At 68.9% G+C, this 26701-nt stretch carries 23 protein-coding genes; 14 read left to right on the top strand and 9 right to left on the bottom strand.

The window, feature by feature from the left end; all coding sequences use genetic code 11:
- Window positions 1–58 precede the first annotated feature (58 nt).
- Complete coding sequence (gene nadE, locus AC3ANP_RS06940; protein WP_488332593.1) at window positions 59–883, top strand: NAD(+) synthase; 825 nt, start codon at window positions 59–61, stop codon at window positions 881–883.
- A gap of 6 nt (window positions 884–889) precedes the next feature.
- Here the strand turns inward: nadE and AC3ANP_RS06935 are convergent, their stop codons facing one another.
- Together AC3ANP_RS06935 and AC3ANP_RS06930 are read right to left on the bottom strand one after the other, a co-directional pair.
- Window positions 890–1855 carry a plastocyanin/azurin family copper-binding protein gene (locus AC3ANP_RS06935; protein ID WP_488332592.1) on the bottom strand — a complete coding sequence of 322 codons (966 nt, stop codon included), beginning with the start codon at window positions 1853–1855 and terminating at the stop codon, window positions 890–892.
- A gap of 273 nt (window positions 1856–2128) precedes the next feature.
- On the bottom strand, window positions 2129–2902 hold the full coding sequence (locus AC3ANP_RS06930; protein ID WP_488332591.1) for an IclR family transcriptional regulator: 774 nt from the start codon (window positions 2900–2902) through the stop codon (window positions 2129–2131).
- Between the two features lie 194 nt (window positions 2903–3096).
- Between AC3ANP_RS06930 and AC3ANP_RS06925 the strand changes: the two genes are divergently transcribed.
- The 6 genes from AC3ANP_RS06925 (at window position 3097) to AC3ANP_RS06900 (ending at window position 10151) form a co-directional block, all read left to right on the top strand.
- Complete coding sequence (locus tag AC3ANP_RS06925) at window positions 3097–3834, top strand: CoA transferase subunit A (protein ID WP_488332590.1); 738 nt, start codon at window positions 3097–3099, stop codon at window positions 3832–3834.
- 46 nt (window positions 3835–3880) lie between these two features.
- Window positions 3881–4576 carry a CoA transferase subunit B gene (locus AC3ANP_RS06920; RefSeq protein WP_488332589.1) on the top strand — a complete coding sequence of 232 codons (696 nt, stop codon included), beginning with the start codon at window positions 3881–3883 and terminating at the stop codon, window positions 4574–4576.
- Complete coding sequence (locus AC3ANP_RS06915; RefSeq protein WP_488332588.1) at window positions 4573–5757, top strand: acetyl-CoA acetyltransferase; 1185 nt, start codon at window positions 4573–4575, stop codon at window positions 5755–5757. Before AC3ANP_RS06920 ends, AC3ANP_RS06915 begins: the two co-directional genes overlap by 4 nt.
- A gap of 79 nt (window positions 5758–5836) precedes the next feature.
- The gene (locus AC3ANP_RS06910; RefSeq protein ID WP_488332587.1) at window positions 5837–6892 is read left to right on the top strand and encodes a zinc-dependent alcohol dehydrogenase family protein; all 1056 of its coding nucleotides are present in this window, start codon (window positions 5837–5839) and stop codon (window positions 6890–6892) included.
- A gap of 152 nt (window positions 6893–7044) precedes the next feature.
- Window positions 7045–9774 carry a PEP/pyruvate-binding domain-containing protein gene (locus tag AC3ANP_RS06905; RefSeq protein WP_488332586.1) on the top strand — a complete coding sequence of 910 codons (2730 nt, stop codon included), beginning with the start codon at window positions 7045–7047 and terminating at the stop codon, window positions 9772–9774.
- 173 nt (window positions 9775–9947) lie between these two features.
- Entirely contained in the window at window positions 9948–10151 is a 204-nt protein-coding gene (locus AC3ANP_RS06900; protein WP_013599688.1) for a cold-shock protein, read from the top strand.
- Between the two features lie 160 nt (window positions 10152–10311).
- On the opposite strand, the gene AC3ANP_RS06895 is transcribed toward AC3ANP_RS06900, so the two are convergent.
- Window positions 10312–12288 carry an APC family permease gene (locus AC3ANP_RS06895; RefSeq protein ID WP_488332585.1) on the bottom strand — a complete coding sequence of 659 codons (1977 nt, stop codon included), beginning with the start codon at window positions 12286–12288 and terminating at the stop codon, window positions 10312–10314.
- A 168-nt stretch (window positions 12289–12456) separates the two neighbouring features.
- On the opposite strand from AC3ANP_RS06895, the gene AC3ANP_RS06890 reads away from it, so the two are divergent.
- The 3 genes from AC3ANP_RS06890 to AC3ANP_RS06880 all read left to right on the top strand — a co-directional run bounded on the left by AC3ANP_RS06890 (window position 12457) and on the right by AC3ANP_RS06880 (window position 16676).
- A complete protein-coding gene (locus AC3ANP_RS06890; protein WP_488332584.1) occupies window positions 12457–15240 on the top strand; it encodes a DUF4118 domain-containing protein in 2784 nt (927 codons plus the stop codon).
- Window positions 15237–15911 carry a response regulator gene (locus tag AC3ANP_RS06885; protein ID WP_488332583.1) on the top strand — a complete coding sequence of 225 codons (675 nt, stop codon included), beginning with the start codon at window positions 15237–15239 and terminating at the stop codon, window positions 15909–15911. The genes AC3ANP_RS06890 and AC3ANP_RS06885 overlap by 4 nt, the downstream gene beginning before the upstream one ends.
- 225 nt (window positions 15912–16136) lie before the next feature.
- Window positions 16137–16676 (top strand): M23 family metallopeptidase, encoded by a 540-nt coding sequence (locus AC3ANP_RS06880; protein ID WP_488332582.1) that lies wholly within the window; start codon window positions 16137–16139, stop codon window positions 16674–16676.
- A gap of 3 nt (window positions 16677–16679) precedes the next feature.
- On the opposite strand, the gene AC3ANP_RS06875 is transcribed toward AC3ANP_RS06880, so the two are convergent.
- Window positions 16680–17813 (bottom strand): acyl-CoA dehydrogenase family protein, encoded by a 1134-nt coding sequence (locus tag AC3ANP_RS06875; RefSeq protein ID WP_488332993.1) that lies wholly within the window; start codon window positions 17811–17813, stop codon window positions 16680–16682.
- A 307-nt stretch (window positions 17814–18120) separates the two neighbouring features.
- Between AC3ANP_RS06875 and AC3ANP_RS06870 the strand changes: the two genes are divergently transcribed.
- From AC3ANP_RS06870 to AC3ANP_RS06855, 4 genes are read left to right on the top strand one after another with little or no spacing between them, the layout of a single operon-like run.
- The gene (locus AC3ANP_RS06870) at window positions 18121–19857 is read left to right on the top strand and encodes an AMP-binding protein (protein WP_488332581.1); all 1737 of its coding nucleotides are present in this window, start codon (window positions 18121–18123) and stop codon (window positions 19855–19857) included.
- Between the two features lie 2 nt (window positions 19858–19859).
- Window positions 19860–20366: a MarR family winged helix-turn-helix transcriptional regulator gene (locus AC3ANP_RS06865; RefSeq protein WP_488332580.1), complete on the top strand. Its 507-nt coding sequence runs from the start codon at window positions 19860–19862 to the stop codon at window positions 20364–20366.
- 60 nt (window positions 20367–20426) lie between these two features.
- On the top strand, window positions 20427–20855 hold the full coding sequence (locus AC3ANP_RS06860) for a DUF1761 domain-containing protein (RefSeq protein ID WP_488332579.1): 429 nt from the start codon (window positions 20427–20429) through the stop codon (window positions 20853–20855).
- Window positions 20856–20890: 35 nt separating this feature from the next.
- A complete protein-coding gene (locus tag AC3ANP_RS06855; protein ID WP_488332578.1) occupies window positions 20891–21532 on the top strand; it encodes a class I SAM-dependent methyltransferase in 642 nt (213 codons plus the stop codon).
- 19 nt (window positions 21533–21551) lie between these two features.
- On the opposite strand, the gene AC3ANP_RS06850 is transcribed toward AC3ANP_RS06855, so the two are convergent.
- The 5 genes from AC3ANP_RS06850 to AC3ANP_RS06830 all read right to left on the bottom strand — a co-directional run bounded on the left by AC3ANP_RS06850 (window position 21552) and on the right by AC3ANP_RS06830 (window position 26597).
- On the bottom strand, window positions 21552–22142 hold the full coding sequence (locus tag AC3ANP_RS06850) for a hypothetical protein (protein WP_488332577.1): 591 nt from the start codon (window positions 22140–22142) through the stop codon (window positions 21552–21554).
- 61 nt (window positions 22143–22203) lie between these two features.
- A complete protein-coding gene (locus AC3ANP_RS06845; RefSeq protein WP_488332576.1) occupies window positions 22204–22980 on the bottom strand; it encodes an enoyl-CoA hydratase in 777 nt (258 codons plus the stop codon).
- Window positions 22977–23939 (bottom strand): 3-hydroxyisobutyrate dehydrogenase, encoded by a 963-nt coding sequence (gene mmsB, locus AC3ANP_RS06840; protein WP_488332575.1) that lies wholly within the window; start codon window positions 23937–23939, stop codon window positions 22977–22979. Before mmsB ends, AC3ANP_RS06845 begins: the two co-directional genes overlap by 4 nt.
- A complete protein-coding gene (locus tag AC3ANP_RS06835; protein ID WP_488332574.1) occupies window positions 23932–25098 on the bottom strand; it encodes an enoyl-CoA hydratase/isomerase family protein in 1167 nt (388 codons plus the stop codon). Before AC3ANP_RS06835 ends, mmsB begins: the two co-directional genes overlap by 8 nt.
- Window positions 25098–26597 carry a CoA-acylating methylmalonate-semialdehyde dehydrogenase gene (locus tag AC3ANP_RS06830; RefSeq protein WP_488332573.1) on the bottom strand — a complete coding sequence of 500 codons (1500 nt, stop codon included), beginning with the start codon at window positions 26595–26597 and terminating at the stop codon, window positions 25098–25100. The genes AC3ANP_RS06835 and AC3ANP_RS06830 overlap by 1 nt, the downstream gene beginning before the upstream one ends.
- Window positions 26598–26701 lie beyond the last annotated feature (104 nt).

Genomic DNA, 26701 nt, shown 5'->3' with positions numbered 1-26701 from the left:
CCTGGCGGGAGGGCCCCAACAGTTGAGCGCGATTGACAGGGCTGGCTAGGCTGAGGGCATGCGCGAACTCCAGGCAAAGATCATCGAGGAAATGGGCGTGCTGCCCCGGATCGACCCTGCAGCGGAGGTCCGCCGGCGGGTCGCCTTCCTCAAGGACTACCTGCGCGCCAGCCACACGAAGGGCTTCGTCCTGGGCATCTCCGGCGGCCTGGATTCCTCTCTGGCGGGCCGGCTGGCGCAGCTCGCCGTCGAGGAGCTCGACGCCGAGGGAGTGGAAGCCAATTTCGTGGCGGTCCGGCTCCCGTACGGCGTGCAGCGCGATGAGGAGGACGCCCAGGCGGCGCTGGACTTCATCAGGGCCAAGACGGAGTGGACCTTCAACATCTCCGCCGCGGTGGACGGGTTCGAGGAGGAGTTCGAAAAAACCGTCGGCAACGGCATCTCCGATTTCCACAAGGGCAACACGAAGGCCCGCACCCGCATGATTGCGCAGTATGCCCTGGCCGGGGAGCACAACTACCTGGTGATCGGCACGGACCACGGCGCCGAATCCGTAACCGGCTTCTTTACCAAGTACGGCGACGGCGGCGCGGACATCCTCCCGCTGTTCGGCCTGAACAAGCGCCAGAACCGGGCCCTGCTGGCCGAGCTCGGCGCGCCCGCCCGGATCTGGGAAAAAGTCCCGACGGCGGACCTGCTGGACGGCCAGCCAGGCCGCACGGACGAGGACGAACTCGGCCTGAGCTACGACACCATCGACGATTACCTCGAGGGCCGGAACATCCCCGAGGGGGCGGCCGAACTGATCGAGCGGAAGTACCTCGTGACCCGGCACAAGCGCACCGTCCCGGTCACCATTTTCGACACCTGGTGGAAGCAGTAGCGCCCCTTACTCGCGCACTTCCACCGTTCCCACCATGCCCATGTAGTCGTGCAGGGCGCAAATGTAATCAAACTCGCCGGCCTTCATGAAGGTCACGGTGTAGCTTCCCCGCGGTGGGATGATTCCCGAGTTCAGGTCTCCGCCGCTGAAGTGGGTCCGGTCACCCAGCGGGGCGAAGACATTGGCCGGTTCCGTTCCGAAAGTGACGGTATGCGGGGCACCCATGCCGTTGTTGGTGAACGTCACCGTCTCCCCGACGCGGACCTCGATCTTTTGGTGGACGAAGCGCATCACCATGGCGGTTGCGTTGTCGGTTCCGACGACTACCGTGTGAGCGTCGGCCTTAGCGCGGGCCATGTCCCACTGCCGGTGCCCGTCCCGCAGGATGGCTCGTTCCTGCTTCTCCGTCTGGTGGTCGTACTGCGACTGGCTGTAGGGGTAGTCGGTTCCCGCAGCCCGGACATGGACGGTGCCTTTCATGGCCATGCCGTGGACCAGGCAGTAATAAACAAAATCCCCTGCGTTCGGGAAGCCCAAGGTGTATTTCCTGACCTGTTTGAAGCCGCTGTCGGAGACGTTGGTCAGGATGCCGGAGTTGTAATAGGAGTGACCGTCATAGTCCTTTCCGCCGAGTTGGGAGATGTTGGCAGGCAGCGCGGGGTTGAACGGCTGCGTGGATTCCAACGACTGGCCCTCGGCGAGGAACGTCACGGTATGGATTTCCGCGGAGTTGGCCCGCCAGGTGACCCTGTCGCCCACGTTGACGTAGATGTTTTCGGGCAGGAATGCCATGCCTTGGATGGCCTGGTCCGATGATTCGGACCCGACCTGCACGGTCCACGTCCGGGTTGATTTTCCGCCATCGGCGGCAACGGCGCCGCTGACGGCCACCGGCAGCACCAGGGCGGCGGTGAACGTGATGAGGACACGCAGCAAGGACCGCGCGTGGTGGGATTCTGCTAGAGGAGTCATGAGACTCATTCCTTTATTTAGCTGGGGGGAAACAGCCGGGCAACTGCCAGCATGTGCGCGGGACACCGCCTGTTGCGGCGTCGGCGCGCTCCGGTCTGGACTGCGTCCGCCGTTCTCTGCTTCGGCTCCGGGTCCCCCAGTGTCAAGGCTGGAAGTAGGCTTGGGCCGGACACGCCACCCGGACAAGAAGTGCGGTGCGGTCTCAGCGCATGCAGCCCTTGGGCTGCAGTTATCATCGTGCTCCGCCCCCTCGGGTTTGTCGAGATTTCCCGGCTACTTGCCCTGAAGCTGCCCGGAGATGCGGTGTGCTTCTTCCATCAGCAGCCGGCCCAGGAAGTCGCGGCGGTCCGCCCGGAACCGCGGCTCGATCCCGGTGAGGGACAGCGCCCAGGCCGGCCGGCCGCGCCGGTCGAAGACGGCGGCGCCCATCCCCCAACTCCCCTCCAGCACGAGACCCGGGTTGACCGAAAAGCCGGCCTGCCGTGTGGCCTCCAGGTTGGCCCGGACCAGCGCCTCGGGGTGACCGGCGGCGAACGTGCCGGCGTGGCCAGTCCAGCCGGCCAGCAGCTCCTCCTGCTCCTCCGCCGGCAGGAACGCCATGATCGCTGTTCCGGCCGAGGCAACGCCGAGCGGGAAGCGGACACCTTCATGGAGCACGAAGGAGCGCACCGGAAAGCTGCCCTCCTCCCGGAGCAGGCACACGGTTTCGGCGCCGCGGCGGATCGAAAAGAACGCACTCTCCCCGGTCTCCTCCGCCAGCCGTCGCAGGCTGGGCCGGGCAATGTCCTCCAGCGGAAAGCGTGCCGACGCCACCGATCCCATCAGCAACACTTCCGGCCCCAGCACCCAGTTGCCACTGTGCGGGTCCTGGTCCAGCAAGCCCTCTGCAGCGAGCGAGCTCAGCAGACGGTGCGCAGTGGGCCTGGTGAGTCCGGATTCCCGGACCAGCTCGGCCAAGGCCGAGCCTCCGGGCTTCCGGCTGACGATCCGCAGCAGCGCCGCGACGCGGCTGACCACCTGGGCGCCCTGGACCGGCGACGTATTCATCCTGCTCCTTGGTTAAATAACCGCTATTCATCCACAATGTGGACAGGCACCAGCTTAGCGTCCACACTGTAAAAACCGGCTGAAAATTGCAGAATTCAGCCGTTGACAGGTGGCTTTGACGGCCCGTAGGCTCCAGCATCAGAGACAGAGTCCACAACGTGGATAACGACGGATGCTCAATGAGGAGATGCACCATGTCAAAGCTGAAATCCGATGCGGCCGCCGCGCTGCAGGACGTCCTGCGGGACGGAATGACCCTCGCCGTCGGCGGGTTTGGCCTGAGCGGAATTCCCGCGGATCTGATCGAGGCGGTGCGGGATTCCGGCGTCAAGGACCTCACCGTCGTCTCGAACAACATGGGCGTCGACGGCAAGGGCCTCGGCGTGCTGATCGAGGCGGGCCAGGTCCGCAAGGTCATCGCCTCCTACGTCGGCGAAAACAAGCTCTTCGCCGAGCAGTACCTGGCCGGGAAGCTCGACGTCGAGTTCACCCCGCAGGGCACCCTCGCCGAGCGGCTCCGCGCCGGCGGCGCCGGAATCCCCGCTTTCTACACCAAGACCGGCGTCGGCACCCTGGTCGCCGAAGGCAAGCCGCTGGCGGAATTCGACGGCGAAACGTACGTCCAGGAGCGCGCCATCACCGCCGACGTCGCCCTGGTCCACGCGCACACCGCGGACACCGACGGGAACCTGATTTACCGCTACACCGCCCAGAACTTCAACCCCATCGTCGCTATGGCCGGTGCGGTCACTGTCGCCGAGGCGGAGGTCATCGTCGAGCCCGGCGAACTGGACCCCAACCACATCATTACCCCCGGGGTCTTCGTCCAGCGCCTGGTGCAGGCCAGCGACCGGATCAAGGACATCGAACAGCGCACCGTCCGGCCCCGGGCGGAGGCAGCCCAAACGGCAGGCGCCGCCGCCGGCGCCTAACCCGGCCGGAACGCCGCCCACCCCACCCTCTTTTAGGAGAATCACCATGGCTTGGACCCGGAATGAAATGGCCGCCATTGCGGCCGAAGAACTCAACGACGGCGACTACGTCAACCTCGGCATCGGCATCCCCACGCTGGTCGCCAACAACCTGCGCGACGGCGTCCGTGTGGTGCTGCAGAGCGAGAACGGACTGCTCGGCATGGGCCCGTTCCCCTACGAAGGCGAGGAGGACGCGGACCTGATCAACGCCGGCAAGCAGACCGTCACCGTGCTGCCCGGCGGGAGCATCTTCGACTCCGCCACCTCCTTCGGCATGATCCGCGGCGGCCACGTCAAGGTCGCCATCCTCGGCGCCATGCAGGTCTCCGGCAACGGCGACCTGGCCAACTGGACCATCCCGGGCAAGATGGTCAAGGGCATGGGCGGCGCGATGGACCTCGTCGCCGGCACCCCGCGCGTCGTGGTCCTCACGGAGCACAACGCCAAGGACGGCACCGCCAAGATCGTCACCGAGTGCACCCTGCCGCTCACCGGGCTCAGCTGCGTGGACCGGATCATCAGCGACCTCGCGGTCTTTGACTTGGTGAAGAACGAAGAAGCAGGCGGCGCCCGCCGGCTCACGCTGACCCGTCTCGCCCCCGGCGTCACGGTGGAGGAGATCCGCGAGAAGACCGAGGCGGAGTTCGACGTCGAACTGGAAGACGACGCAGCCCCCGCCTTGGAAGGAGCCACGGCATGAGCCTCAAAGACCAGTTTGGCAAAGACGTCCTCCTCACCGGCTGGGGCCACAGCCGCTTCGGCAAGCTCACCGACGAGACGCTCGAGTCCCTGATCGTCCAGGTCGCCACCGAGGCGATCGGCAACGCCGGGATCGAAGCCGGCCAGATCGACGAAATCTACCTCGGCCAGTTCAACTCCGGCATGATGCCGCTGGCATTCCCGTCCTCGCTGGCTCTGCAGGTCTCGGAGCAGCTCGCCAATGTGCCGTCGACCCGGGTGGAGAACGCCTGCGCCTCGGGTTCGGCCGCCTTCCAGCAGGGCACCAAGTCGCTGCTGGCCGGAACCGCGAAGACGGTCCTGGTGATCGGGGCGGAAAAAATGACCCAGGCCGGCGCCGACGTGGTCGGCGCCGCGCTGCTCGGCGCTGACTATGACATGGCCGGCAAGCCGTCCACCACCGGCTTCACCGGGCTCTTCGCGGACGTGGCCAAGCACTACGAGAAACGCTACGGGCCCGTCTCCGACGTGCTGGGCACGATCGCGGCGAAGAACCACCGCAACGGCGTGGACAACCCGTACGCCCAGCTCCGCAAGGACCTTGGCGAGGAGTTCTGCCGGACCGTCTCGGACAAGAACCCCATGGTCGCCGATCCGTTGCGCCGCACCGACTGCTCCCCCGTGTCCGACGGCGCGGCCGCGGTCGTGCTGAGCGTCGCCCCCACCGGCGGCGCCACCGCGCCGGTCCGGCTCGCCGGATTCGGCCAGGCGAACGACTTCTTCCCCGCCGACCGGCGGGATCCCACGGCCTTCGCGGCAACCCGCGCCTCCTGGCAGCGGGCCCTGGGCATGGCCGGCGTCGGGCTGGAGGACCTGGACTTCGCCGAGGTCCACGACTGCTTCACGATCGCCGAGCTGCTGATGTACGAGGTCATCGGCCTGACCGGGCCGGGCCAGGGCGCCCGTGCGCTGCAGGAAGGCTGGGTGTTCAAGGACGGCAAACTGCCGATCAACGTCTCCGGCGGGCTCAAGGCCAAGGGCCATCCGGTCGGCGCCACCGGCGTGTCCCAGCACGTCATCGCGGCCATGCAGCTCACCGGGACCGCCGGGGACATGCAGCTGGCCGCCCCGCGCCGGGCCGCGGTGCAGAACATGGGCGGCGTCGGTATCGCCAACTACGTCAGCGTCCTCGAAGCCGTCTAAGGGCCCACCCGGCTGAGCGGGCGCGGTGCGTGGGTCTACACTCGATGCGAGCCCAACCACCACCCGACGAGGAGCCCCCATGCGCGCCACCATCATCCACGGTCCCGGTGACATCCGGGTTGAGGACCGCGACTACCCCACCGTCCGGCAGCCCACGGACGCGGTCGTGAAGGTCACCGCCGCCTGCGTCTGCGGCTCCGATCTCTGGCCGTACCGCGGGGTGCGTCCCACCCGCAGGCCCACCGCGATCGGGCACGAATTCATCGGCCTGGTCGAGAGCGTCGGTGACGCGGTGACGGAGCTGGCCGTCGGCGACCTGGTGATCGCGCCGTTCGTGGTCAGCTGCGGACATTGCCCGCAGTGCCTCAACGGCGTCACCGTCGCCTGCGACCACCTGGCCGGCTGGGGCGGCAAGGACGATGCCGGCCTGCCGGTCGACGGCGGCCAGGGCCAGGCCGTCCGGGTGCCGCTGGCCGAATCGACGCTCGTCAAGGTCCCCGGCGTCACCGAGCCCGACGACGCACTCCGCGCCAGCCTGCTCACGCTCTCCGATGTCATGGCCACAGGCCACCACGCAGCCCTCGCCGCGAAAGCCGGCCCGGGCAGGACGGTCGTCGTGGTCGGCGACGGCGCCGTCGGCCTCTGCGGCGTGCTCGCCGCCAAACGCCTCGGCGCCGAGCGCATCATTGCCATGTCCCGGCATGCGGACCGGCAGGCCATCGCCAAGGAGTTCGGGGCCACGGACATCGTGGCAGAGCGCGGCGAGGACGGCATCGCGAAGGTCCGGGAACTGCTCGGCGGGGTGCTTGCCGACTCCGTACTCGAATGTGTCGGCACCAAGGAATCCATGGACCAGGCGCTGCACAGCGTCCGTCCGGGAGGAGCGCTCGGCTTTGTGGGCGTGCCGACCGGCGGTGGCGAGGTTCCGCTGCGCTACCTGTTCGATACGAACATCTCGATTGGCGGCGGGATGGCTCCGGCGCGGACCTACATCCCGGAGTTGCTCGCCGACGTGCTCGACGGCACCATCAACCCGGGCCGGGTGTTCGACGTCGTCATGCCGCTCGAGGAGGCGCCCGAGGCGTACCGGGCGATGGACGAACGGCGCGCCATCAAGGTGCTGCTGACGCCCTGACCGGCGCCCGGAGGCTGGCTCCCGGCGAGGCCTTGCACAGCCGGGACGGCGGGTCTACCGTGAGGCGCATCAGCACCCGCAGCCTCCGAGGAGCCGTCATGGCCAGGTTTATGCAGGTCACCGAACACCAGCCGGCCGCGTAGGCGGACGCCATGCACGTCGAGCCGGCAGGGTTGCCCGTGGCCGGCGGGGCAGCCCGGGATCTGATCGTCGATCTTCGCCACACAGGCGCGGCACCGCTGGACCAGGTGGGCGGCAAAGCCCTCAACCTCGGCAAGCTGGCCGCGGCGGGCTTTCCGGCGCCCCGGGGCTTCTGCCTCACCACGGACGCCTACCGGCTGGCCGCACCGCCCGGGCTCGCGGCGCTGGTGGAACACCTGGACCGCGTCCCCGGCACCGCAGCACCGGAGGCAGCCGCGACGCAGGGCGGACCGGAAGCGGCCGGCATCGCCCAGGCGGCGGGCCGCGCCCGGGCCCTGGTCGAGTCCGCGGCGGTTCCGCCCGAAGTTGAGGCGGCCGTGCGGAGCGGCTACGCCGGTTTGGGGGTGGAGCCGGCGGTGGCAGTGCGCTCTTCGGCCACCGCCGAGGACCTGCCCTTCGCCAGTTTCGCCGGCCAGCAGGACTCCTACCTCGGCGTTTCGGGCGCGGAGGCGGTTATTCACGCGGTCAGGCGGTGCTGGGCTTCGCTGTGGAACGACCGCGCCGTGGCCTACCGGATCGCCAACGGGATCGACCACCGGGAGGCGGGGCTCGCCGTCGTCGTCCAGGTCATGGTCGACGCCTCCGCCGCGGGGGTCATGTTTACCGCGAACCCGGTCACCGGCACACGGACCGAGACCGTAATCAACGCCAGCCCCGGGCCCGGCCAGGCCGTGGTCTCCGGCTCCGTCAACCCCGACCAGTTCACCGTGGACACCGCCACCGCCAAGGTCCTGCGCCGCGGCCCCGGGGACGATCCGGCACGCACCTGGAGCCTGGACGACGCCCAAATCACCGAACTCACCCGGCTGGGCGCCGACGTCCAGGAGCTCTTCGGCGCCCCGCAGGACGTGGAGTGGGTCTTCGACGGCGCCGGAAAAGCCTGGCTGACCCAGTCCCGCCCCATCACGACGTTGTACCCGCTGGATGACCTGCTCGCCTCCGACCCGGCCGCGCCGGGACCGGCCGGCGGGGACCCGGGCGGCATCAGGGTCTACCTGTGCGGCACCCTGCTGCAAGGCCTGACCCGGCCGATCACCCCGATGGGTCTCACGGCCTTCGCGAAGATGGGCGAGCAAAGGGGAACCTGGCGCTACTTCAACCCCGGGTTGCGGATGTTCGTGGACCTGACCTCGTCGCTGCAAAGCCGCTGGGGCCGGCGTTACCTGCAACGGGTCCTCCCGCTCGCCGACGGAAGATCGGCGGCGGTCCTTCCCGCGCTGCTGGCTGATCCACGGCTCGCCGCCAAGCGACCGCCTGGCCAGGCTCTGTCCGAGCCCCTGGCCCTCCGGCGCCGGCGCGGTCCCCGGGCTCGAAGGAACGCTGGCGCCGGGCTCGGCGAGACCCTGGGCCTGATTCCGGCCGTGATCAGCGCTGCGCTCCGGCCGGCCCGGGCATTGCGCCGGGCAGACGCCTACGAAGACCGCCTGGCGCGGGCGCTGGTGCTGGCCGAACCGGCCACTGCCACGCAACGGCTCGACCACGCCGAGCACCTCGTGGACCGGAACGTCGGCGGGCTGATCCGGGCCACCCTTCCGGGCCCCGCTGCCGGCTACATCATGCTCGCCCTGGCCCGCAGGCTGCTCCGCGGCATCGCTGAACCCCGCGAGCTGGAGGCGGTGCTGCGCGGCCTGCCGCACAATGTCACCACGGAGATGGACCTGTTGCTCTGGCAGCTGTCCGTGAGGGTCGGAACGGATCCGGCCGCCCGGGAAGCGTTCCTGGCCCAGGACCCGGGCCGGCTGGCTGCCGCCTACCGGGACGGCACGCTGCCGGCCACGGCGCAGCAGGGGGTGCGGGACTTCCTTGCCCGTTACGGCCACCGCGCCGTCGCCGAAATTGACCTGGGCATGCCGCGCTGGTCGGATGAGCCGGACCACATCCTTGGGATGATTTCAAACTATCTGCGCGTCGAGGACCCGTTGCAGGCCCCGGATCGGCAGTTCCGCGGGGCTGCCGAGCACGCCGAGGAGAGAATCCGGAACCTGGTCGAACGGGCTGCCGCCCGCGGCACGTGGCGTGCCCGGCTGCTCCGGCTCGCCCTGCGGGAGGTCCGGGAACTGTCCGGGCTGCGCGAGTTGCCCAAGTTCCATATCATCAAGGTCCTGGCCGAGGTCCGCCGTCAACTGCTCCTGGTGGGCACCGAACTGGTGCGCTCTGGGGCGCTCGCGGCGGCGGACGATGTGTTTTTCCTGGTTTTCGACGAAACCCGCGTGGGCCTGCGCGGAGCGAACCTGCAGGACCTGGTGGCGGCACGCCGGCGGGTGTACGACGCCGAACTGCGGCGCCGGCACATCCCACGTGTGCTGCTTTCCGACGGGACCGACGTGGAGGCGGCCCTGATGGCCCGGCAGACGCCGTCCGCGGACCTGGCCGGGACGGCGGCGTCGGCCGGGACCGCCACGGGGACGGTCCGGGTGATCCTCGATCCGGTGGGCGCCCGGCTGGAGCCCGGTGAGATCCTGGTGGCGCCGTCGACGGACCCGGGCTGGACGCCGCTGTTCATGACTGCTGCCGCCCTGGTCATGGAGATGGGCGGGGTGATCTCGCACGGCGCGGTGGTGGCGCGTGAATACGGTATCCCCGCCGTGGTGGGGGTGCCTGACGCGACTTCCCGGCTGCAGACCGGCCAGGTGGTCACGGTCGACGGCGCAGCCGGCACGGTCCGCATCGTGTCCGGCTGAGGTCCGGGAGCGGATTCCACCGCCCCCGGTCCGGGGTCACCGGACGAACTCCGGCGGCCAAACCCTTGCACCCGGGCGTCCGGCCCCGTACGTTGGGGACAGCGGACGAATGTCTCCGCAGCCGTTGGCCTCCGTGGCCGCCGGAGATCAGCAGCGTTTCAGAAGGATAAAGCATGGCTACAGGCACAGTTAAATGGTTCAACGCCGAAAAGGGTTTTGGCTTCATTGCCCCGGATGACGGGTCCGCCGACGTTTTCGCCCACTACTCGGCAATCGCCAGCAGCGGCTACCGCTCGCTCGACGAGAACCAGAAGGTTGAGTTCGACGTCACCCAGGGCCCGAAGGGCCCGCAGGCCGAGAACATCCGCCCGCTCTAAGCTTTCAGGAAAGCCCGGCCCCGCCGGAACCTTTTCCTAGAAGACACAGCAGCCTCCCCGGAATCGTCCGGGGAGGCTGTTGGGCTTTTGGGGCCTCCGGGCACACGCCAGCCGCGCCCGGGACCAGGCACATGCGGCAGGCACGGGATTCTGCGGCGGCTCAGCCGACGTGGACCCAGGGCCGCCGGGTGACATCCGGTTCCGCTTCGCGCAGTACCTCCCGCGTGACCGGAGCGATCTCACCCTCGCCGAACGCCAGGAAGCGCAGCAGGTTGGTAACCGGGTTTCCCTCGGTCCAGCGGAAATAAATGTGGGGCATCAGCCCGGTGACGTCCCGGATATGCAGCAACACGGAGGCGATCGTGTTGGCCACTACCGGGCCTTGGACCGCCAGGATCCGGTAGCCGTGCCGGGTGATGCCGCGTACCTCCAGTTCCGTCTCGAAGTCGGAAGAATCGTCGACGCTGACCTCAAGGAACAAGGCCCGGTAATCAAGTGGCAAGTGGCTGACCTCGATCGCCGATTCCAGCTTCTGCTGGTACGCCTCGGCGCTGAGGCGGAGCGGTTCGTGGGCGATCAGCCGGAGCGGGCCGTCGATCTCATCGGACATGAATTCCAGGGCCTGGCGGTCCAGGTGCACCTGCGTGGCGTGCAGCTGGAAGGAGCGCCCGGCCCGCGACAGCAGGGAGATCACAACGATGCCGAGGATAAAGACCGATGCGATCCGGATTCCCTCGGGCCGTTCGATGATGTTCGCCACCGTGGTGTAGATGAAGACGACGGCAATGACCCCGAAGCCAACAGTGCGTTTACGTTGCCGCTTGCGGCGGGCCGACAGCGCGACCGCCACTGCGGCCGACGTCATCAGCACCAGCACGCCGGTGGCGTAAGCGCCGCCCTGGGCGTCGACGTCGGCGTCAAAGAGCCAGGTGATCAGGAATCCGATGAGGAGGAAGACCAGGACCAGCGGACGTACCGCCTTGGCCCAGGCCGGGGCCATACCGTAACGGGGCAGGTAGCGGGGCACGAGGTTGAGCAGTCCCGCCATCGCGGAGGCCCCGGCGAACCAGAGGATCGCGATGGTCGAAAGGTCATACACGGTGCCGAAGCCCACGCCCAGCTGTTGGTGGGCGAGGAAGGCCAGGGCCCGCCCGTTGGCCTGTCCGCCCGGCTGGAACTCCTGCTCCGGGATCAGCACCACGGTGGTGAAACTGCTCAGAATCAGGAAAACGCTCATGATCGCGGCGGAGGTGGTCAGCAGCCTGCGGGCCCCGGCGATCCTGCCGGCGGGGTACTCTGCGGAGTCGTCTAGCCGGCCCTTGATTTGGGGCATCACTGCCACGCCGGTTTCAAAGCCGGAGAGACCCAGCGCAAGCTTCGGGAAGACCACGAGCGCGAAGCCCACGGCCAGCAGCGGGTTTCCGTGTGCGCTCGATACGGCCTGCCACCAGTTGCCGACGGCAAGCGGATGGGTCAGCACCTGTCCCAGCGCGGAGACAACCACCACGACGTTCAGGCCCAGGTAAAGCCCCACAATCACCACGGCCACACCGATGGCCTCCTTGAAGCCCCGGAGGAACACCGCGCCGAGGAGGGCCAGCAGGAGCAGCGTGACCACCACGTTTTGGCCTTGCAGCCATGCCGGCGCGATCGGGTTCTGCACCAGGTGGGCCGTGGCGTCCGCTGCCGACAGCGTGATGGTGATCATGAAGTCGGTCGCGGCGAAGCCGAGCAGGACCAGCACGAACAGCTTTCCTCCCCACCGCGGCAGCAGGCGTTCGAGCATGGCGATGGAGCCCTCGCCGCGGTGGCTCTCACCGGCGACCCGGCGGTAGACCGGAAGCGCTCCCAGCAGCGTGATGGCCACCAGTACCAGTGTTGCGAGCGGGGAAATCACCCCGGCCGCGAGCGCGGCGATGGCCGGCTGGTAACCCAACGTGGAGAAATAGTCGACGCCGGTCAGGCACATCACTTGCCACCAGCTGTGCTTTTTCTCGTGCACATCCGGCACGCCGCCGGGGCCCTGGTGCGTGCCCTTGCTGTCCTGCAGCCCCACCAGCAGCCACTTCCGCAGGGCCGCCTTGCGGCCTGGTCGCTGCGCCGACGGATCGGCTGGTGGTCTGCTCAGGGTTGTCATCTCAGCCTTCCCGGTGGGCACCACTTCGTGGTCGGGCGGGTGCGCACTCTGCCTCTGATGTGAAGCTAGCAGCGGCTGGGCGCCAGACCGCCGCTGGGACGGGGATCTTGACGAATCCTTGACGGCAGGCGCCCCGCCATACCCGGACGGCAATGGAAGAATGACTGCATGGCACGTGGAACGTTGCGCATCTTTCTCGGGGCCGCACCAGGCGTCGGCAAGACGTACGCCCTGCTCCACGAGGGCCACCGGCTGAAGAACGCGGGCGAGGACGTGGTGATCGCCTTGGCTCGCGACCGCGGCCGCCGCGACACCCGCGAGCTGTTCGCGGGCCTGCAAGCGATCGGGACCAGGCGCACGCCGGTTGGCCGGGTTCTCGTCGAGGAGCTCGACCTGGACGCGGTGCTTCGCCGGTCTCCGGGCACCGCGATCGTGGATGAGTACGCCCATGCCAACGTCCCCGGCAGCCGGAACCGGTACCGCTGGCAGGACATCGAGGAGCTGGTGGCAGCGGGAATCGACGTCCTGTCCGCCCTGGACATCCGACAGCTCGCCTCCCTGGCCGACGCGGTCACCGCGATTACCGGGGACCGCCCCGCTGAGACCGTGCCGGACGCGGTGGTCCGGCGCGCGGACCAGCTCCAGCTGGTTGATCTCTCCCCCGACCTCCTCCGGCAGCGGCTCGCCGCCGGCAAGATTGTGCCGGCGGACCGGGTTGACGCCGCACTGTCCCACTCCTTCCGTCCCGGAAACCTGGCCGCGCTGCGCGAGCTTGCCCTGCTCTGGCTCGCCGACCGGGTGGACGAGGACCTGGCGACCGCCGGTGCGGACGGCCGCGCCGACGTCGGCCTGCCGGTCCGTGAGCGCATTGTGGTGGGCCTGCCCGGCGGGCCGGAGGGCGAAGTCCTGATCCGCCGCGCCGCCCGCTTGCTGAACCGCATCAGCGGCATCAACCTGCTGGCCGTCCACGTTCGGGGCGCCGGAGGAGTCGCCGCCGAGTCGCCGCGCGCCCTTGAGGCGCAGCGGCAGCTGGTCCAGGACCTCGGCGGCAGCTACCACCTGGTCACCGGAGAGGAACCTGCCGCCGCCCTCCTCGACTTTGCCCGCAGCGCGCAGGCGTCGCAGCTGGTTCTGGGCGTCCCGGCCCGCGGCGGCGCTGCCCGCCTGCTGGCCGGGCTGCGCGGCGGCGGCACCAGTGCAAGGGTGCTGCGCGGTGCGGCCGGGCTGGATGTCCACCTGGTCCCGCAGGTAGGGGCACCCGGGCGCGGGCGCCAGGGCCGGCAACGGGACCTGGGACGGCTGCGGGTAGGCGTTGGCTTCGGCCTGGCCGTGCTGCTGCCGGTAATGCTGCAGGTGGTGCTGCAGTCCAACCCGGATAAGAACCTGGCTACCTCCATGCTGGTCCAGCTGACCGGTTCGGTTGCCGTGGCCCTGGTCGGCGGACTCTGGCCGGCAATCCTCGCGGCCCTGTGGAGCAGCCTGCTGGTGAACTACTTTTCCACGCCGCCGGTGGGCAATCTGGCCATCAGCGATGCGCAGAATGTGCTCGCCCTGCTGGTCTTCGTCGGCGTGTCCGCCGCCGTCGCGGTCGTCGTGGACCTGTCCGCCCGGCGCTCCAAGGAGGCCAGCCGGGCCCGGGCCGAAGCCACCACCCTGGCCGAACTCTCACGCGGCGCGGTCGGGGCCGAGGACACCCTCACCGGGCTGCTGAACCAGGCAATGGATGTCTTCCGGGTGCGCGGCGCTGCGCTGTTCGGGCTCACCGGGGCCGACGACGCCGCGGGGCCGACCGGCGAAACAGGACAGCGTGCCGGGGCCACCGGGTCCGGGACGGCCGACGGTGCCCCGGGCTGGCGGCTGCTCGCCGGCGTCGGCAGCTTCGCCCGGAGCGGCGCTCCCGACGGCGGCGGCCGGCCCGCCCGCGCCGGCCCCGGCGACGGCGACGGTGAAAACGGCGACGGTGAAAGCGGCGGCGGCGCTGAACGCGTGGACAACGTGGAACAAATCAACGCTGCCACCCGGCTGGTTCTCACCGGCCGGGTGTTGCCCGCGAGCGACCGCCGCCTGCTCAGCGTTTTTGGCGTGCACCTGCTCGCCCAGCTGGAGAACCAGCAACTGCTGGCCAGCCGCAGCCAGGTCCGCCGCCTCGCGGAGGTCAACACCATGCGGACCTCACTGCTCCGGGCCGTCTCGCACGATCTGCGCACCCCGCTGGCCGGCATCAAGCTGGCCGTCGGCGCCCTGCGGCAGGCGGACGTCCGGTACTCCAGGGACGAAGAGCAGGCCCTGCTGGAAACCATCGAGGCCTGCTCGGACCGTCTGGACGCCCTGGTGGCCAACCTGCTGGACATGTCCCGGATCACGTCCGAGGCGGTCCAGCCCCTGCTCCGGCCGGTGCGCTGGTACGACGTGGCCAGCAGCGCCCTGCACGGCACGAGCCCGGACCGGGTCCGGATCGAACTAGCCGCCAACCTGCCGGAGGTCGACGCGGACCCGGGCCTGCTGGAACGGGTGATCGCCAACATCGTCGAAAACGCGATCAAATACGCCCCCGATTCAGATGTCGTCCTCACCGGCGGCACCGACGGACTGAGCCCAACCGCGGTGAACGGCCGGCCCGCGGGCGAAATGCGGATCATCGACCACGGCAGCGGTGTCCCGGCGGAGAAAGTAGTGGAGATGTTCCGGCCCTTCCAACGGCTCGTGGACTCTAACGGTGCAGGTGTCGGGCTGGGCCTGGCCGTCGCGAAGGGCTTCACCGAGGCGATGGGCGGCCGGCTCAACGCGGAAGCAACCCCCGGCGGCGGGTTGACCATGGTGGTCTGCCTGCCGCTTTCCGAAGGGTCCCCCGTCCGGACGAAGCACGCACAGGCCCCGCTGGAGCCGCAGTCCGTCATGGTCGGCCGCCGGCACGCGCCGCCGGTCCTCTCCTCCCCGACGGACACGCCATGACCGCGGTTCTGGTGGTCGACGACGACCCTTACCTGTTGCGAGCCCTCCAGATCACGCTGCGGGCCCACGGTTACGAGGTCACCGTCGCCGAGGACGGCCGCACGGCCCTGCAGGCTGCCGCCCGGACCCCGCCGGCGCTGGTTATTTTGGACCTGGGCCTGCCGGACATGGACGGCACCGCGGTGCTGGCAACGCTGCGCGGCTGGAGCCCGGTGCCGGTGCTGGTCCTGTCGGCGCGGCACGGCTCGGCAGACAAGGTCCAGGCCCTGGATGCCGGCGCTGATGACTACATCACAAAGCCGTTCGGGCTGGATGAACTGCTGGCCCGGCTCCGGGCGCTCCTGCGCCGCAGCGCCGAGGCCGCCGACGCTCCGCTCGTCACCACCGATACCTTCACCGTCGACCTCGGCCTGCGCCGGGTCACCCGTGACGGGGAGGATGTCCGGCTCACCCCGACGGAATGGAAAATGCTGGAAGTCCTGGTGCGCAGCCCGGAGAAGCTCATCACCCAGCAGCAGCTGCTGTCCGAGGTCTGGGGCCCGGCCTACGCGAAGGAAACCAACTACCTCCGCGTGTACATGGCCCAGCTGCGCCGCAAGCTGGAGCCGGATGCCGCAGCTCCGCGGCACCTGCTCACGGAGGCCGGGATCGGCTACCGTTTCCTGCCCTGAGGCGGATTCGACGAGCGCCGAAAAGCCAGCGGCGGCGCATCCGGTGGACGACCGACGCTTACGGGCCGGTGTGGCCTAGTTTTGGTTGAGTGCAAGCAGGAGAATGATCGCGTGACCCCGCTACCGAACGAGCACGGTCCGATCGTGCTCCAGTACCCGCTCGCGGGCAGCTTCCGTGCGCGGAATAGCCCCGCGCGGCGGGTGCCAAGTCATGGGACGGACCTGATGGGGACCACCTTCGCCATCGACTTCATTCCGGTGGATTTTCGCGGGCGGTCCGCTGCCTGGAACTGGAGGGCGGCTGTAGCCACGGAACGACCCGACAGCTTCGTCGGATTCGGTGCCGACGTCATGGCACCTGCTACCGGCAGCGTCGTCGTCGCTCATGACGGCGAAGACGATCACGAAGCTCGACGGTCGCAACTGACGCTGCTCGCCTACATGGCGGGGCAGCCGCAGCGTATCCAGCGCGGGGCAGCCGCCATAGCTGGCAATCATGTCGTCATCGCCCTGGCTGAGCACGGGCCGTTCGTGCTGATTGCCCACTTGCGCAAGGGCTCCGTCTGCGTCGAGGCCGGTGAAGCGGTCAAGAGCGGGCAGACAATCGGTCAGTGTGGAAACTCAGGAAACAGTACTCAACCACATGTCCATGTGCAGGTCACCGACAGCATTCAATGGTCCCGTGCGAGGGGCATGCCCATCGCGTTTGAGACTCCGACAGGTGTTGAGCTTCCATCCGAGTCACAGATCGTCCGCGTGCCCTGACGGCTAGACGAAGGCGGACTTGCCGGTCACCGCGCGGGCCACGATCAACGAATTGATCTCGTAGCTGCCCTCATAGGTGTACAGGATTTCGGCATCGCCAAAGAGCTTGCCCATCTCGTAGTCGGTGCTGATTCCGTTGCCGCCCAGCAGCGAGCGTCCCATTGCCACGGAGGCGCGGGCCAGCCTGGTCGTGGTGGACTTGGCCATGGCGGCCTGCACCATTTCCAGCTTTCCTTCCTGCTGGACCCGTGCCAGCTGGGCCATCAGCGCCAGTGATGCCGTCGCGTTGCCGAGGATTTCTGCCAGCTGCTGCTGGACCAGCTGGAAGCGCGCCAGTTCCTTGCCGAACTGCCGCCGCTCCAGCGCATAGGCACGGGCTATATCGAAGGCGGCCAGTTGGATGCCGGCTCCCTGCCAGCCCACCCAGGCACGCGAGTCGCGCAGCAGTTCGTTGGCCCGGGAGAAGTCTGTCGCGCCGGGCAGCAGGTTGGAGGCAGGAATCCGCACCTCATCCAGGACGATGTCGGCATTCTGCATGATGCGCAGGCCGATCTTGTTCGAAATCTTGGTGGCGGTGTAACCGGGGCGGTCGGTTTCGACGATGAAGCCCTTGATCTGCTGGTCGGCGACGTCGCGGGCCCAGACCAGGGCGAAATCGGCGATGGTGCCCGCACCGATCCAGCGCTTGGCGCCGCTGATCACCCACTCACCGTTATCCAGCCGCGCGGTGGTGGCCAGCCCGCCGGCGATGTCCGAGCCGTGCTCGGGCTCGGTCAACGCGAACGCCCCGAGCTGGGTGAACGAGCACAGCCCCGGGAGCCAGCGGGCCTTTTGCTCCTCTGAACCGAGTTCATCGATCATGCCGACGATCAGTTCATTGTGGATCCCCACCAGGGCCGAGAGCGAGACGTCGGCGCGGGCCACCTCGACGTACATCAGCCCCTTGAAGAGCTTGGAGGTCCCGTCCGTCTGCAGCCCTCCGAGGCCCTGCTTTCCCAGCTCCGAGAGCAGGCCGAAGGGAAACTCCTCGCGGTTCCAGTAGTCGATCGACGCCGCCCGGATCCTGGTCTGCAGGAACTCCCGGATTTCCTGGTAGCGGGCCCGCTCCTCCGCGGGCAGCAGGTCCACTATGTACATCAGGTCCGCATCCGGGAACGGCGGCGTCGCCGGCCCCGGTAACGGGCCTGCGGGGACCTCGTGTTCAAGGCTCCCGCTCCGGCCGGCGTCGGCGGCGGCACTGCCTGGGCCGGCGGTGCTGGCGGTCTGTCCGGCGGCGTTTCCTGGTGTCTGCACGGGCATGCATCCCTTCGTCCTGCGCCGCGTCGGGCGGCAGCATCGGCTCTTCCAAACCCTTGGATGTCCTAGTATATTGCACAGTGATGTGGATCACTAGGCCGGAGGGACCCGCCCAGGGCCCCGGCCGGCCGGACCCGAAAGGTGCACCATGACCGTCACTGAGGAGTTCCGCGCCGCGCGGGACCGGCTGCTGGCCCTGCGCGAGGATTACGCCGCGGCCCGCCAGGAATTTGAATGGCCGCGTTTCCGGGAGTTCAACTTCGCCCTGGACTGGTTCGACCAGCTCGCGGCCGACCCCGCCAGGGCTGACCGGCCCGCCCTGGTGATTGTGGAACAGGACGGCACGGCCACGCGGCGCAGCTTCAGGGACCTTTCCGCGCGTTCGGCACAGGTGGCCAACTGGCTCCGCAGCCAGGGCGTCCGCCGCGGCGACCGGATGATCATCATGCTCGGCAACCAGGTCGAGCTCTGGGAGCTGATGCTGGCCGGCATCAAGCTCGGCATCGTGATGATCCCGACCACCACCCTGATGGGACCGGCTGACCTGCAGGACCGGGTGGAGCGGGGCGGTGCCAGCTGGGCCGCCGTCGGCAGTTCCAACCTCGCGAAATTCGACGCCGTTCCGGGCGCCTATACCCTGATTGAGATCGGCGACGGCGGTTCCGGTGCCGGGGCTCCCGGTGCGGCCCTGCAGTATGCCGAAGCGGCCGGTGCGGCGGCGGACTTCACACCGGAGGGGCCCACCCTGGCGGATGAAACCCTGTTGCTCTACTTCACCTCCGGCACCACATCGAAGGCGAAGCTCGTTGAACACACGCATACCTCCTACCCGGTTGGACACCTGTCCACGATGTTCTGGATCGGGATGGAACCCGGCGACGTGCACCTGAACGTCGCCTCCCCCGGCTGGGCCAAACACGCCTGGTCCAACGTGTTCACGCCGTGGATCGCCGAGGCCTGCGTGTTCATCTACAACTACGACCGTTTCGACGCGAGGGCGCTGATGGAGCAGATGGACCGCGAGCGCGTCACGAGTTTCTGCGCTCCGCCGACCGTCTGGCGGATGCTGATCCAGGCCGACCTGACCCTGCTCAAGCACCCGCCCACCAAAGTGGTCTCCGCCGGCGAACCACTGAACGCCGAGGTGATCGACCAGGTCAACCGCGCCTGGGGCCAGACCATCCGCGACGGTTTTGGCCAGACCGAGTCCACCGTCCAGATCGCCAACACCCCCGGCCAGCCGATCAAGATCGGCGCCATGGGCAGGCCCCTGCCGGGCTACGACGTGGTCCTGGTCGATCCGGCCACCGGCGCCGAGTCCGACGACGGCGAACTCTGCCTGCGCCTCGACCCGCGGCCCGTCGGTCTGATGAAGGCCTACTACGGGGATCCGGAGAAGACCGCGGATGCCTTCCGCGACGGGTATTACCACACCGGGGACATGGCGAGCCGGGACGAACGCGGCATCATCACCTATGTGGGCCGCGGCGACGACGTGTTCAAATCCTCCGACTACCGGCTCTCCCCGTTCGAGCTCGAAAGCGTCCTGATCGAACACCCGGCCGTGGCCGAGGCCGCCGTCGTCCCGTCGCCGGACCCGCTCAAGCTCTCCGTGCCCAAAGCGTTCATTGTCCTGGCCGCCGGCCACGAGCCGGGACCGGAGCTGGCCGAGGACATCCTGCGTTACTGCCGCGAACACCTGGCACCGTTCAAACGGATCCGGCGCCTCGAATTCGCCGAGCTGCCCAAGACCATCTCCGGCAAGATCCGGCGCGTGGAACTGCGGCACAGCGAGGAACTGCGCCACGGGCCGGGCCGGGTACCGGAGGGTCTCGGCATCGAGTACTCCGAGACCGATTTCCCCGGCTTGAGAGGCCAAGGCTAGGCATGGGCGCGCCGCTGCCGCGTGATCCGATCGCCGACGCCCGGCTGAACTGGGAGCGGCACGGCTGGGCCGACGTCGCTGCCCCGATGGCCGCCATCACGGCCATCATGCGGACCCAGCAGATCCTGCTGGCCCGGATCGAATCTGCCCTCCGGCCGTTCGGTCTGACGTTCGCGCGCTACGAACTGCTGGCCCTGCTCAGTTTCGCCCGGAGCGGCGCGCTGCCGATGAACAAGGCCAGCGCGCTGCTGCAGGTGCATCCCACCTCCGTAACCAACGCCGTCGACCGGCTGCAGGAGGCCGGGCTGGTGCGCCGGTCCCCGCATCCCACCGACGGCCGGACCACCCTGATCGAGCTCACCTCGGAGGGACGCACCCTCGCCAAGCGGGCGACGGCGGTGCTCAACTCGGAGGTCTTCGGCCGGTCCGGATTCGACGGACCGGACGTGGACCAGCTGATCCGGATCCTGGGCGACTTCCGGCGCAATGCCGGGGACTTCAGCGGCTGAGCCGTACACTTCGAAGGCGGGCCGCCGCCCTGGCCGCCTCAAGCGGAGGAGAACTGCACAATGATTCCGGAGATCAACATCTGGGCCGTCCTGCTGGCGATGCTGTCCAGCATGGTGGTCGGCTCCGCCTGGTACACGCCCAAGGTGTTCGGCAACTACTGGATGCGCGTGGCCAAGGTGACGCCGAGCGGGGAAGCCAGGGATGCCATTAAACCCATCCTCCTCACCTTGGTGGTCAGTTTCGTCAGCGCCTGGGTGCTGGCCGGCGCCGCCGCCATCTCCCAGCACTTTTACGGCGGAAACTTCCTGGCCAACACGCTGGTTACCGCCCTGATCCTGTGGGCCGGCTTTACCGCCGCCCGCTTCATCACCCACGACGCCTTTGAAGGCCGCCCCGCCGGGCTGACCGTCCTGAACTGCGCCCACGAACTGGTAACCCTCACGGTGATGGCCCTGATCATCGGCCTGATCGGCATTCCAGCCGGCTGACCGGCCACACTCACGTCTGCCTCAAGGAGATCCGGATGGAATTTGACGAAGCATTCTGGGACGAACGGTACCGCGAGCGCGGGGAGCACCAGGCCGTGTGGAGCGGACAACCCAACCCCCAGCTGGTGGCCGAGGCGGCGGACCTCGTTCCCGGCTCCGCACTGGATGTTGGGGCCGGCGAAGGTGCCGACGCCATCTGGCTCGCGCGCCGCGGCTGGCGGGTCACCGCAGTGGACATCTCCACCGTTGCCCTGGCGCGGGCAGCGGCCGCCGTCGACGATGACCCGGAAACGGCCGCACGGATCACCTGGCTGCACCTGGACCTTAGCGCGTCACCGGTCCCCGGCGGCCCGTTCGACCTGGTCTCCGCCCAGTTCCTGCACCTGCCGCCGCCGCACCGGGACACGGTATACCGGCGGCTGGCGGCGGCCGTGGCTCCCGGCGGGACGCTGCTGATCGTGGGCCATCACCCGTCGGACCTGGAAACCAGTGTGCGCCGGCCATCGTCCGCCGGGCTGCTCTTCACGGCCGAACAGCTTGCCGCGGAGCTGGATCCGCTCGACTGGGAGATCATGGCGTCCGCAGCCCGTCCACGCACCGTCACCGGCGCCGACGGCGTGCCCGTCACGGTCCACGATGCCGTGCTCTGTGCGCGGCGCCGGCTGCCGCGAATTTAACGCCGGAACGGCGGCCGGGTTAAGGCCGGGCGATGGGAGGTTCCGGTGGCCTAGAAGGGGGCACGGGGTCACCGCGGAGCCTTTCCCGCAGCCCGGCTGCCAGTCCGGCGATGGTCAGGAGGTCGAACAGGCCGCCCCCGATTTCCAGCAGCCGGCGCCGTTTGACGCCCGCGAGGCGGAGCCGGAGGTGCACCCGGGTCCCGCTGCCGGCCGCCGGCCGGAGCATGATGGCCCAGCTGATCGCGAGGCGGCCGCGCTGCGAGCGGTGCACCAGGGCCCGCGGCGGGTCGACCCTGACGAGCTCAAAGGTCGCGCCCGGCCCGCCCCAGTCGGCAATGACGTCTCCGGCGCGGAGGTCCTGCAGGTCAGGGTCCAGGTGGCGGAGGGCCCGCCGCCGTACCGGGATCAGCGCCTCGACGCGGCGGGGAAGGTACCAGCCGGAGCGCTGCTTGCCGAGCTGGACCAGCCACGGCCAGACCGCTTCGGGCGGTGCCGGCAGGTCGAAGCCGCGGTCCATGACCACATCCGGGGCGGGGACCAGCCCGTCACCGGGAACCATGGCCGCTGCCTCCGCCGGGGACGCGCCTACTCCCAGGAATCCGGAATTCACCGCTGCCTCCTTCCCGGAACCGCCCAGGAACCGTGCCGCGGCGGCGGCCCGGCGGGCGTTCCTACCGGTGGGTGAAGTCTGGCTGCCGCTTTTCGCTGAACGCGGCCATCCCTTCCTTCTGATCCTCGGTGGCGAACAGTGAGTGGAACACCCGGCGTTCAAACAGCACGCCCTGGGCCAGCCCGGTTTCGAAGGCGGCGTTGACCGCCTCCTTGGCCACCATCGCCACCGGCTTGGACTTGGCGGCGATGACCTCGGCTGCCTTCACGGCTTCCGCCACGACGTCGGCGGCCGGGACCACGCGGGACACCAGCCCGGAACGTTCGGCCTCCGCGGCGTCGATGAACCGGCCGGTGAGGATCATGTCCATGGCTTTGGCCTTGCCCACCGCCCGGGTCAACCGCTGCGACCCGCCCATGCCGGGCAGCACACCGAGGTTGATTTCGGGCTGGCCGAACTTCGCGTTGTCCCCGGCGATGATGAAGTCGCACATCATTGCCAGCTCGCAGCCGCCGCCGAGCGCAAACCCGGAGACCGCTGCCACCACCGGGATGCGCAGCCGGGTGAAGTCCTCCCAGCCGCGGAACCAGTCGGCGGCATACATCTCCATGTAGCCCTTGGACTGCATCTCCTTGATGTCCGCGCCGGCGGCGAACGCTTTGGCCGAGCCGGTTAGCACGACGGCGCCGACCTCGGGGTCGGCGTCCATGGCGGTCACGGCCGCCACCAGTTCTTCCATGGTGGCCTTGTTCAGGGCATTTAATGCCTCGGGCCGGTTGAGCGTCACGATGCCCACCCGGCCGCGGCGCTCCAGCAGGATGTTTGCGTACTCGGTCATGCCTGTCCCTTCGGCTGCTGTTCGGATTTGTCCCGGATGTCGGTGATGATGCCGGAGAAGTCCCGGCCGGCACCACCTTCCGCGGCAAACGTCTCGTAGATTTCGGCGGCCAGGGGCCCCAGCCGGGCGGCGACGCCGGTGCTTTCGAGGGCGTTGAGCGCCAGCTTGAGGTCTTTGGCCATCAGGGCGCCGGCGAAGCCCGGCTGGTAGTCGCGGTTGGCCGGGCTGGTCGGAACCGGCCCGGGAACCGGGCAGTTGGTGGTCAGCGCCCAGCACTGCCCGGAGGCGGCCGAGGCGACGTCGAAGAGGGCCTGGTGCGTCAGCCCGAGCCTTTCGCCGAGCACGAACGCCTCGCTGACAGCGATCATCGAGACGCCCAGGATCATGTTGTTGCAGACCTTGGCCGCCTGGCCCGCACCGTGGCCACCGCAGTGAACCACGCGCTTGCCCATGACTTCGAGCAGCGGCCTGACGGCCTCGAAGTCCTCGGCCGAGGCCCCCACCATGAACGTCAGGGTTCCCGCCTCGGCGCCGACCACGCCGCCGGACACCGGCGCGTCCACGGCCCGGTGGCCCGCCTCGACCGCCAGGGCCGCGGCCTCACGGGCTTCGTCCACATTGATGGTCGAGCAGTCCAGGAACATCGTCCCCGGCGCCGCGACGGCCAGCAGGCCCGGTTCGCTGGCGGTGCCGCGGTAGGCGTCGAGCAGGTGCTTGCCGCTGGGCAGCATGGTGAGCACGACGGCCGCCCCCGCCACGGCCTCCTCGGCCGTCTGTACAGTGGTGATTCCGTGCGCCCGCGCCGCGTCCAGGGCCGCCGGCACCACGTCGAAGCCGGCCACCGTATAGCCGGCCTTGACCAGGTTGACGGCCATCGGACCGCCCATGTGGCCCAGGCCGAGGAACGCGATGGTGCCGGTCAGGGGCACCGAAGTGCCGGGCGCAGGGGTCTCAGACATGGTTCTTCTCCTTGGTCGGCGCTGGGTTCCCCGATGCGCCTGTCGCTGCGTCGGCCGCTGCGTTCGTCTCCTGCGGGGTAAGCCGCAGTTCGCGGCTGCCCAGCGGCGCGAAGTACGCCTCGACGTCGTCGTTGCTGACCTCCGCCAGGCTGGCCGGGCGCCAGTGCGGGGTGCGGTCCTTATCCACTACCTGCGCGCGGATCCCTTCCCGGAAGTCGGGGCCCGCCAGGAAGCGCAGACCCACGCGGTATTCCTGTTGCAGGGCTCCGGCCAGGTCCAGCCCGCGGGCGCGGCGCAGCGAGGCCAGCGCCACCTTGACCGCCGTCGGGGACTTCGCCTCGATGGTGGCTGCGGCGTCGGCGGCGTCGGGCGCCCAGGCTTCGCCCTGCTGGCCGAACGCCCGCAGCCGGCGCAGGATCTCCTCCGCCTGATCGGCGCTGTAGCAGGCGTCAATCCAGTCCTGCTGTGCGGCGAGGGCGGAGTCCGGCGCGGCCTGGGCGAAACGGGCCACGGCGGCGTCCACCGGCTCGGTTTCCAGGGCCTCCGCCAGGTCCGCCAGCTGCTCGGACCGGACAAAGCTGTCCGCGAGCCCCAGGAACAACGCATCGGCTCCGCTCAGGTGCGCGCCGGTCAGGGCCGCGTGGGTGCCGGTTTCGCCCGGCGCCCGGGACAGCAGCAGAGTCCCGCCCACGTCGGGGACGAACCCGATCGTGGTCTCGGGCATGCCCATCCGGGTGCGCTCGGTCACGACCCGGACCGAGCCGTGCGCGGAAATTCCCACTCCGCCGCCGAGCACCAGTCCGTCCATGAGCGCGACATACGGTTTGGGGTACTGCGAAATCAGCAGGTTCAGCCGGTACTCCACCGCCCAGAAGTCTGCCGTGGCGTCACCGCCGCCGCCGAGCATGTCGCGGTAGATGGCCACGATGTCACCGCCCGCGCAGAGACCCCGGTCGCCGGCGCCGCGGACCAGCACTGCGGCGACGTCGTCGTCGGCGGCCCACAGCGTGAGCCGCTCCAGCATTGCTGCCGCCATCCCCGCGGTGAGCGCGTTGACGGCTTTGGGCCGGTTCAGAGTGACCACGCCGAGCCGGCCGCGCCGCTCAAACAGGACTTCTGCGGGCGCGTCGGCTGCCATTTCGGCGGGCCGGACCGCCATCAGCTGCCTTCCGGCATCACGAAGCTGGCGCCCTGGCGGATGCCGGAGGGCCAGCGGCTGGTGACCGTCTTGGTCTTGGTGTAGAAGCGGAAGGCGTCGGCGCCGTGCTGGTTCAGGTCACCGAAGCCCGAGGCCTTCCAGCCGCCGAAGGTGTAGTAGGCGATCGGCACCGGGATGGGCACGTTGATCCCCACCATGCCAACCTGGACGCGGCTGGCGAAGTCGCGGGCGGCGTCGCCGTCGCGGGTGAAGATGGCCACGCCGTTGCCGAATTCGTGCTCGCTGCAGAGCCGGAGGGCCTCGTCATAGTCGGCTGCGCGGAGCACGCTGAGGACCGGGCCGAAAATCTCTTCCTTGTAGATCTTCATGTCCTTGGTGACGTTGTCGAACAGCGTCGGACCGACCCAGAAGCCGCCGTCGTAGCCCTCCACCGTGATGCCGCGGCCGTCCGTGACGAGGCTGGCGCCTTCCTCGACGCCGGAGGCGATGTAGCCCTCGATCCGTTCCTTGGCGGAGGCGGCTACGACGGGGCCGAAGTCCGAATCCTTGGCGAGGCTGGGGCCGACCTTGAGCCCGGCGATGCGGTCCTGCAGCTTTGCCACGAGCGCGTCGGCGGTCTGCTGGCCCACCGGGACGGCGACCGAGATGGCCATGCAGCGTTCACCGGCCGAGCCGAAGCCGGCGCCGATCAGGGCGTCCGCGGCCATGTCCAGGTCCGCGTCCGGCATGATCACCATGTGGTTCTTGGCTCCGCCGAAGCACTGGGCGCGCTTGCCGTGCGCGGCTGCGGTGGCGTAGATGTACTGCGCGATCGGGGTGGAACCGACGAAGCCGATGGCCTGGACGCGGGGGTCTTCCAGCAGCGCGTCCACGGCTTCCTTGTCGCCGTTGACCACGTTGAACACCCCGTCGGGCAGGCCTGCCTCGGTGAACAGTTCGGCCAGCCGCAGCGGCACCGAGGGGTCCCGCTCCGAGGGCTTGAGGATGAAGGAGTTGCCCGCGGCCAGGGCCGGCCCGGACTTCCACAGCGGAATCATGGCCGGGAAGTTGAACGGCGTGATGCCGGCAACGACGCCGAGCGGCTGCCGCATCGAGTGGACATCGACGCCGGTGCCGGCGCTGTCGGAAAATTCGCCCTTGAGCAGGTGCGGGGCTCCGGCCGAAAACTCCACCACCTCGATGCCGCGCTGGATGTCGCCCTTGGCGTCCAGGAAGGTCTTGCCGTGCTCGGAGGACAGCAGGGTGGCGAGCTCGTCCATGTTCTGGTTGACCAAATCCACAAACTTCAGCAGGATCCGGCCGCGGCGCTGCGGGTTCATCGCAGCCCATTCCAGCTGGCCTTTCTCGGCGTTGGCAATCACGTTGCGGACTTCCTCGGCGCTGGCCAGCGGAAGCCTGGCCTGGACTTCACCGGTGCACGGGTCGTAGACGTCACTGAAGCGCCCCGACGTGCCCTCCACGTGCTGGCCGCCGACGTAATGGGAAAGCTCACGAACCATGGTGGAATGCTCCTTTGCATGTGACCTAGATCATCTCTGCCCCCGAATATACTCGGACTTCCTACTAATCTCCAGAGCCCGCCGCCAGGTACCGGCCACGGCGG

It is taken from the genome of Arthrobacter sp. JB02-1C (assembly GCF_057748045.1).
Note: the sequence above shows the minus strand (reverse complement) of the source record. Positions and strands in the feature narration are given on the sequence as shown.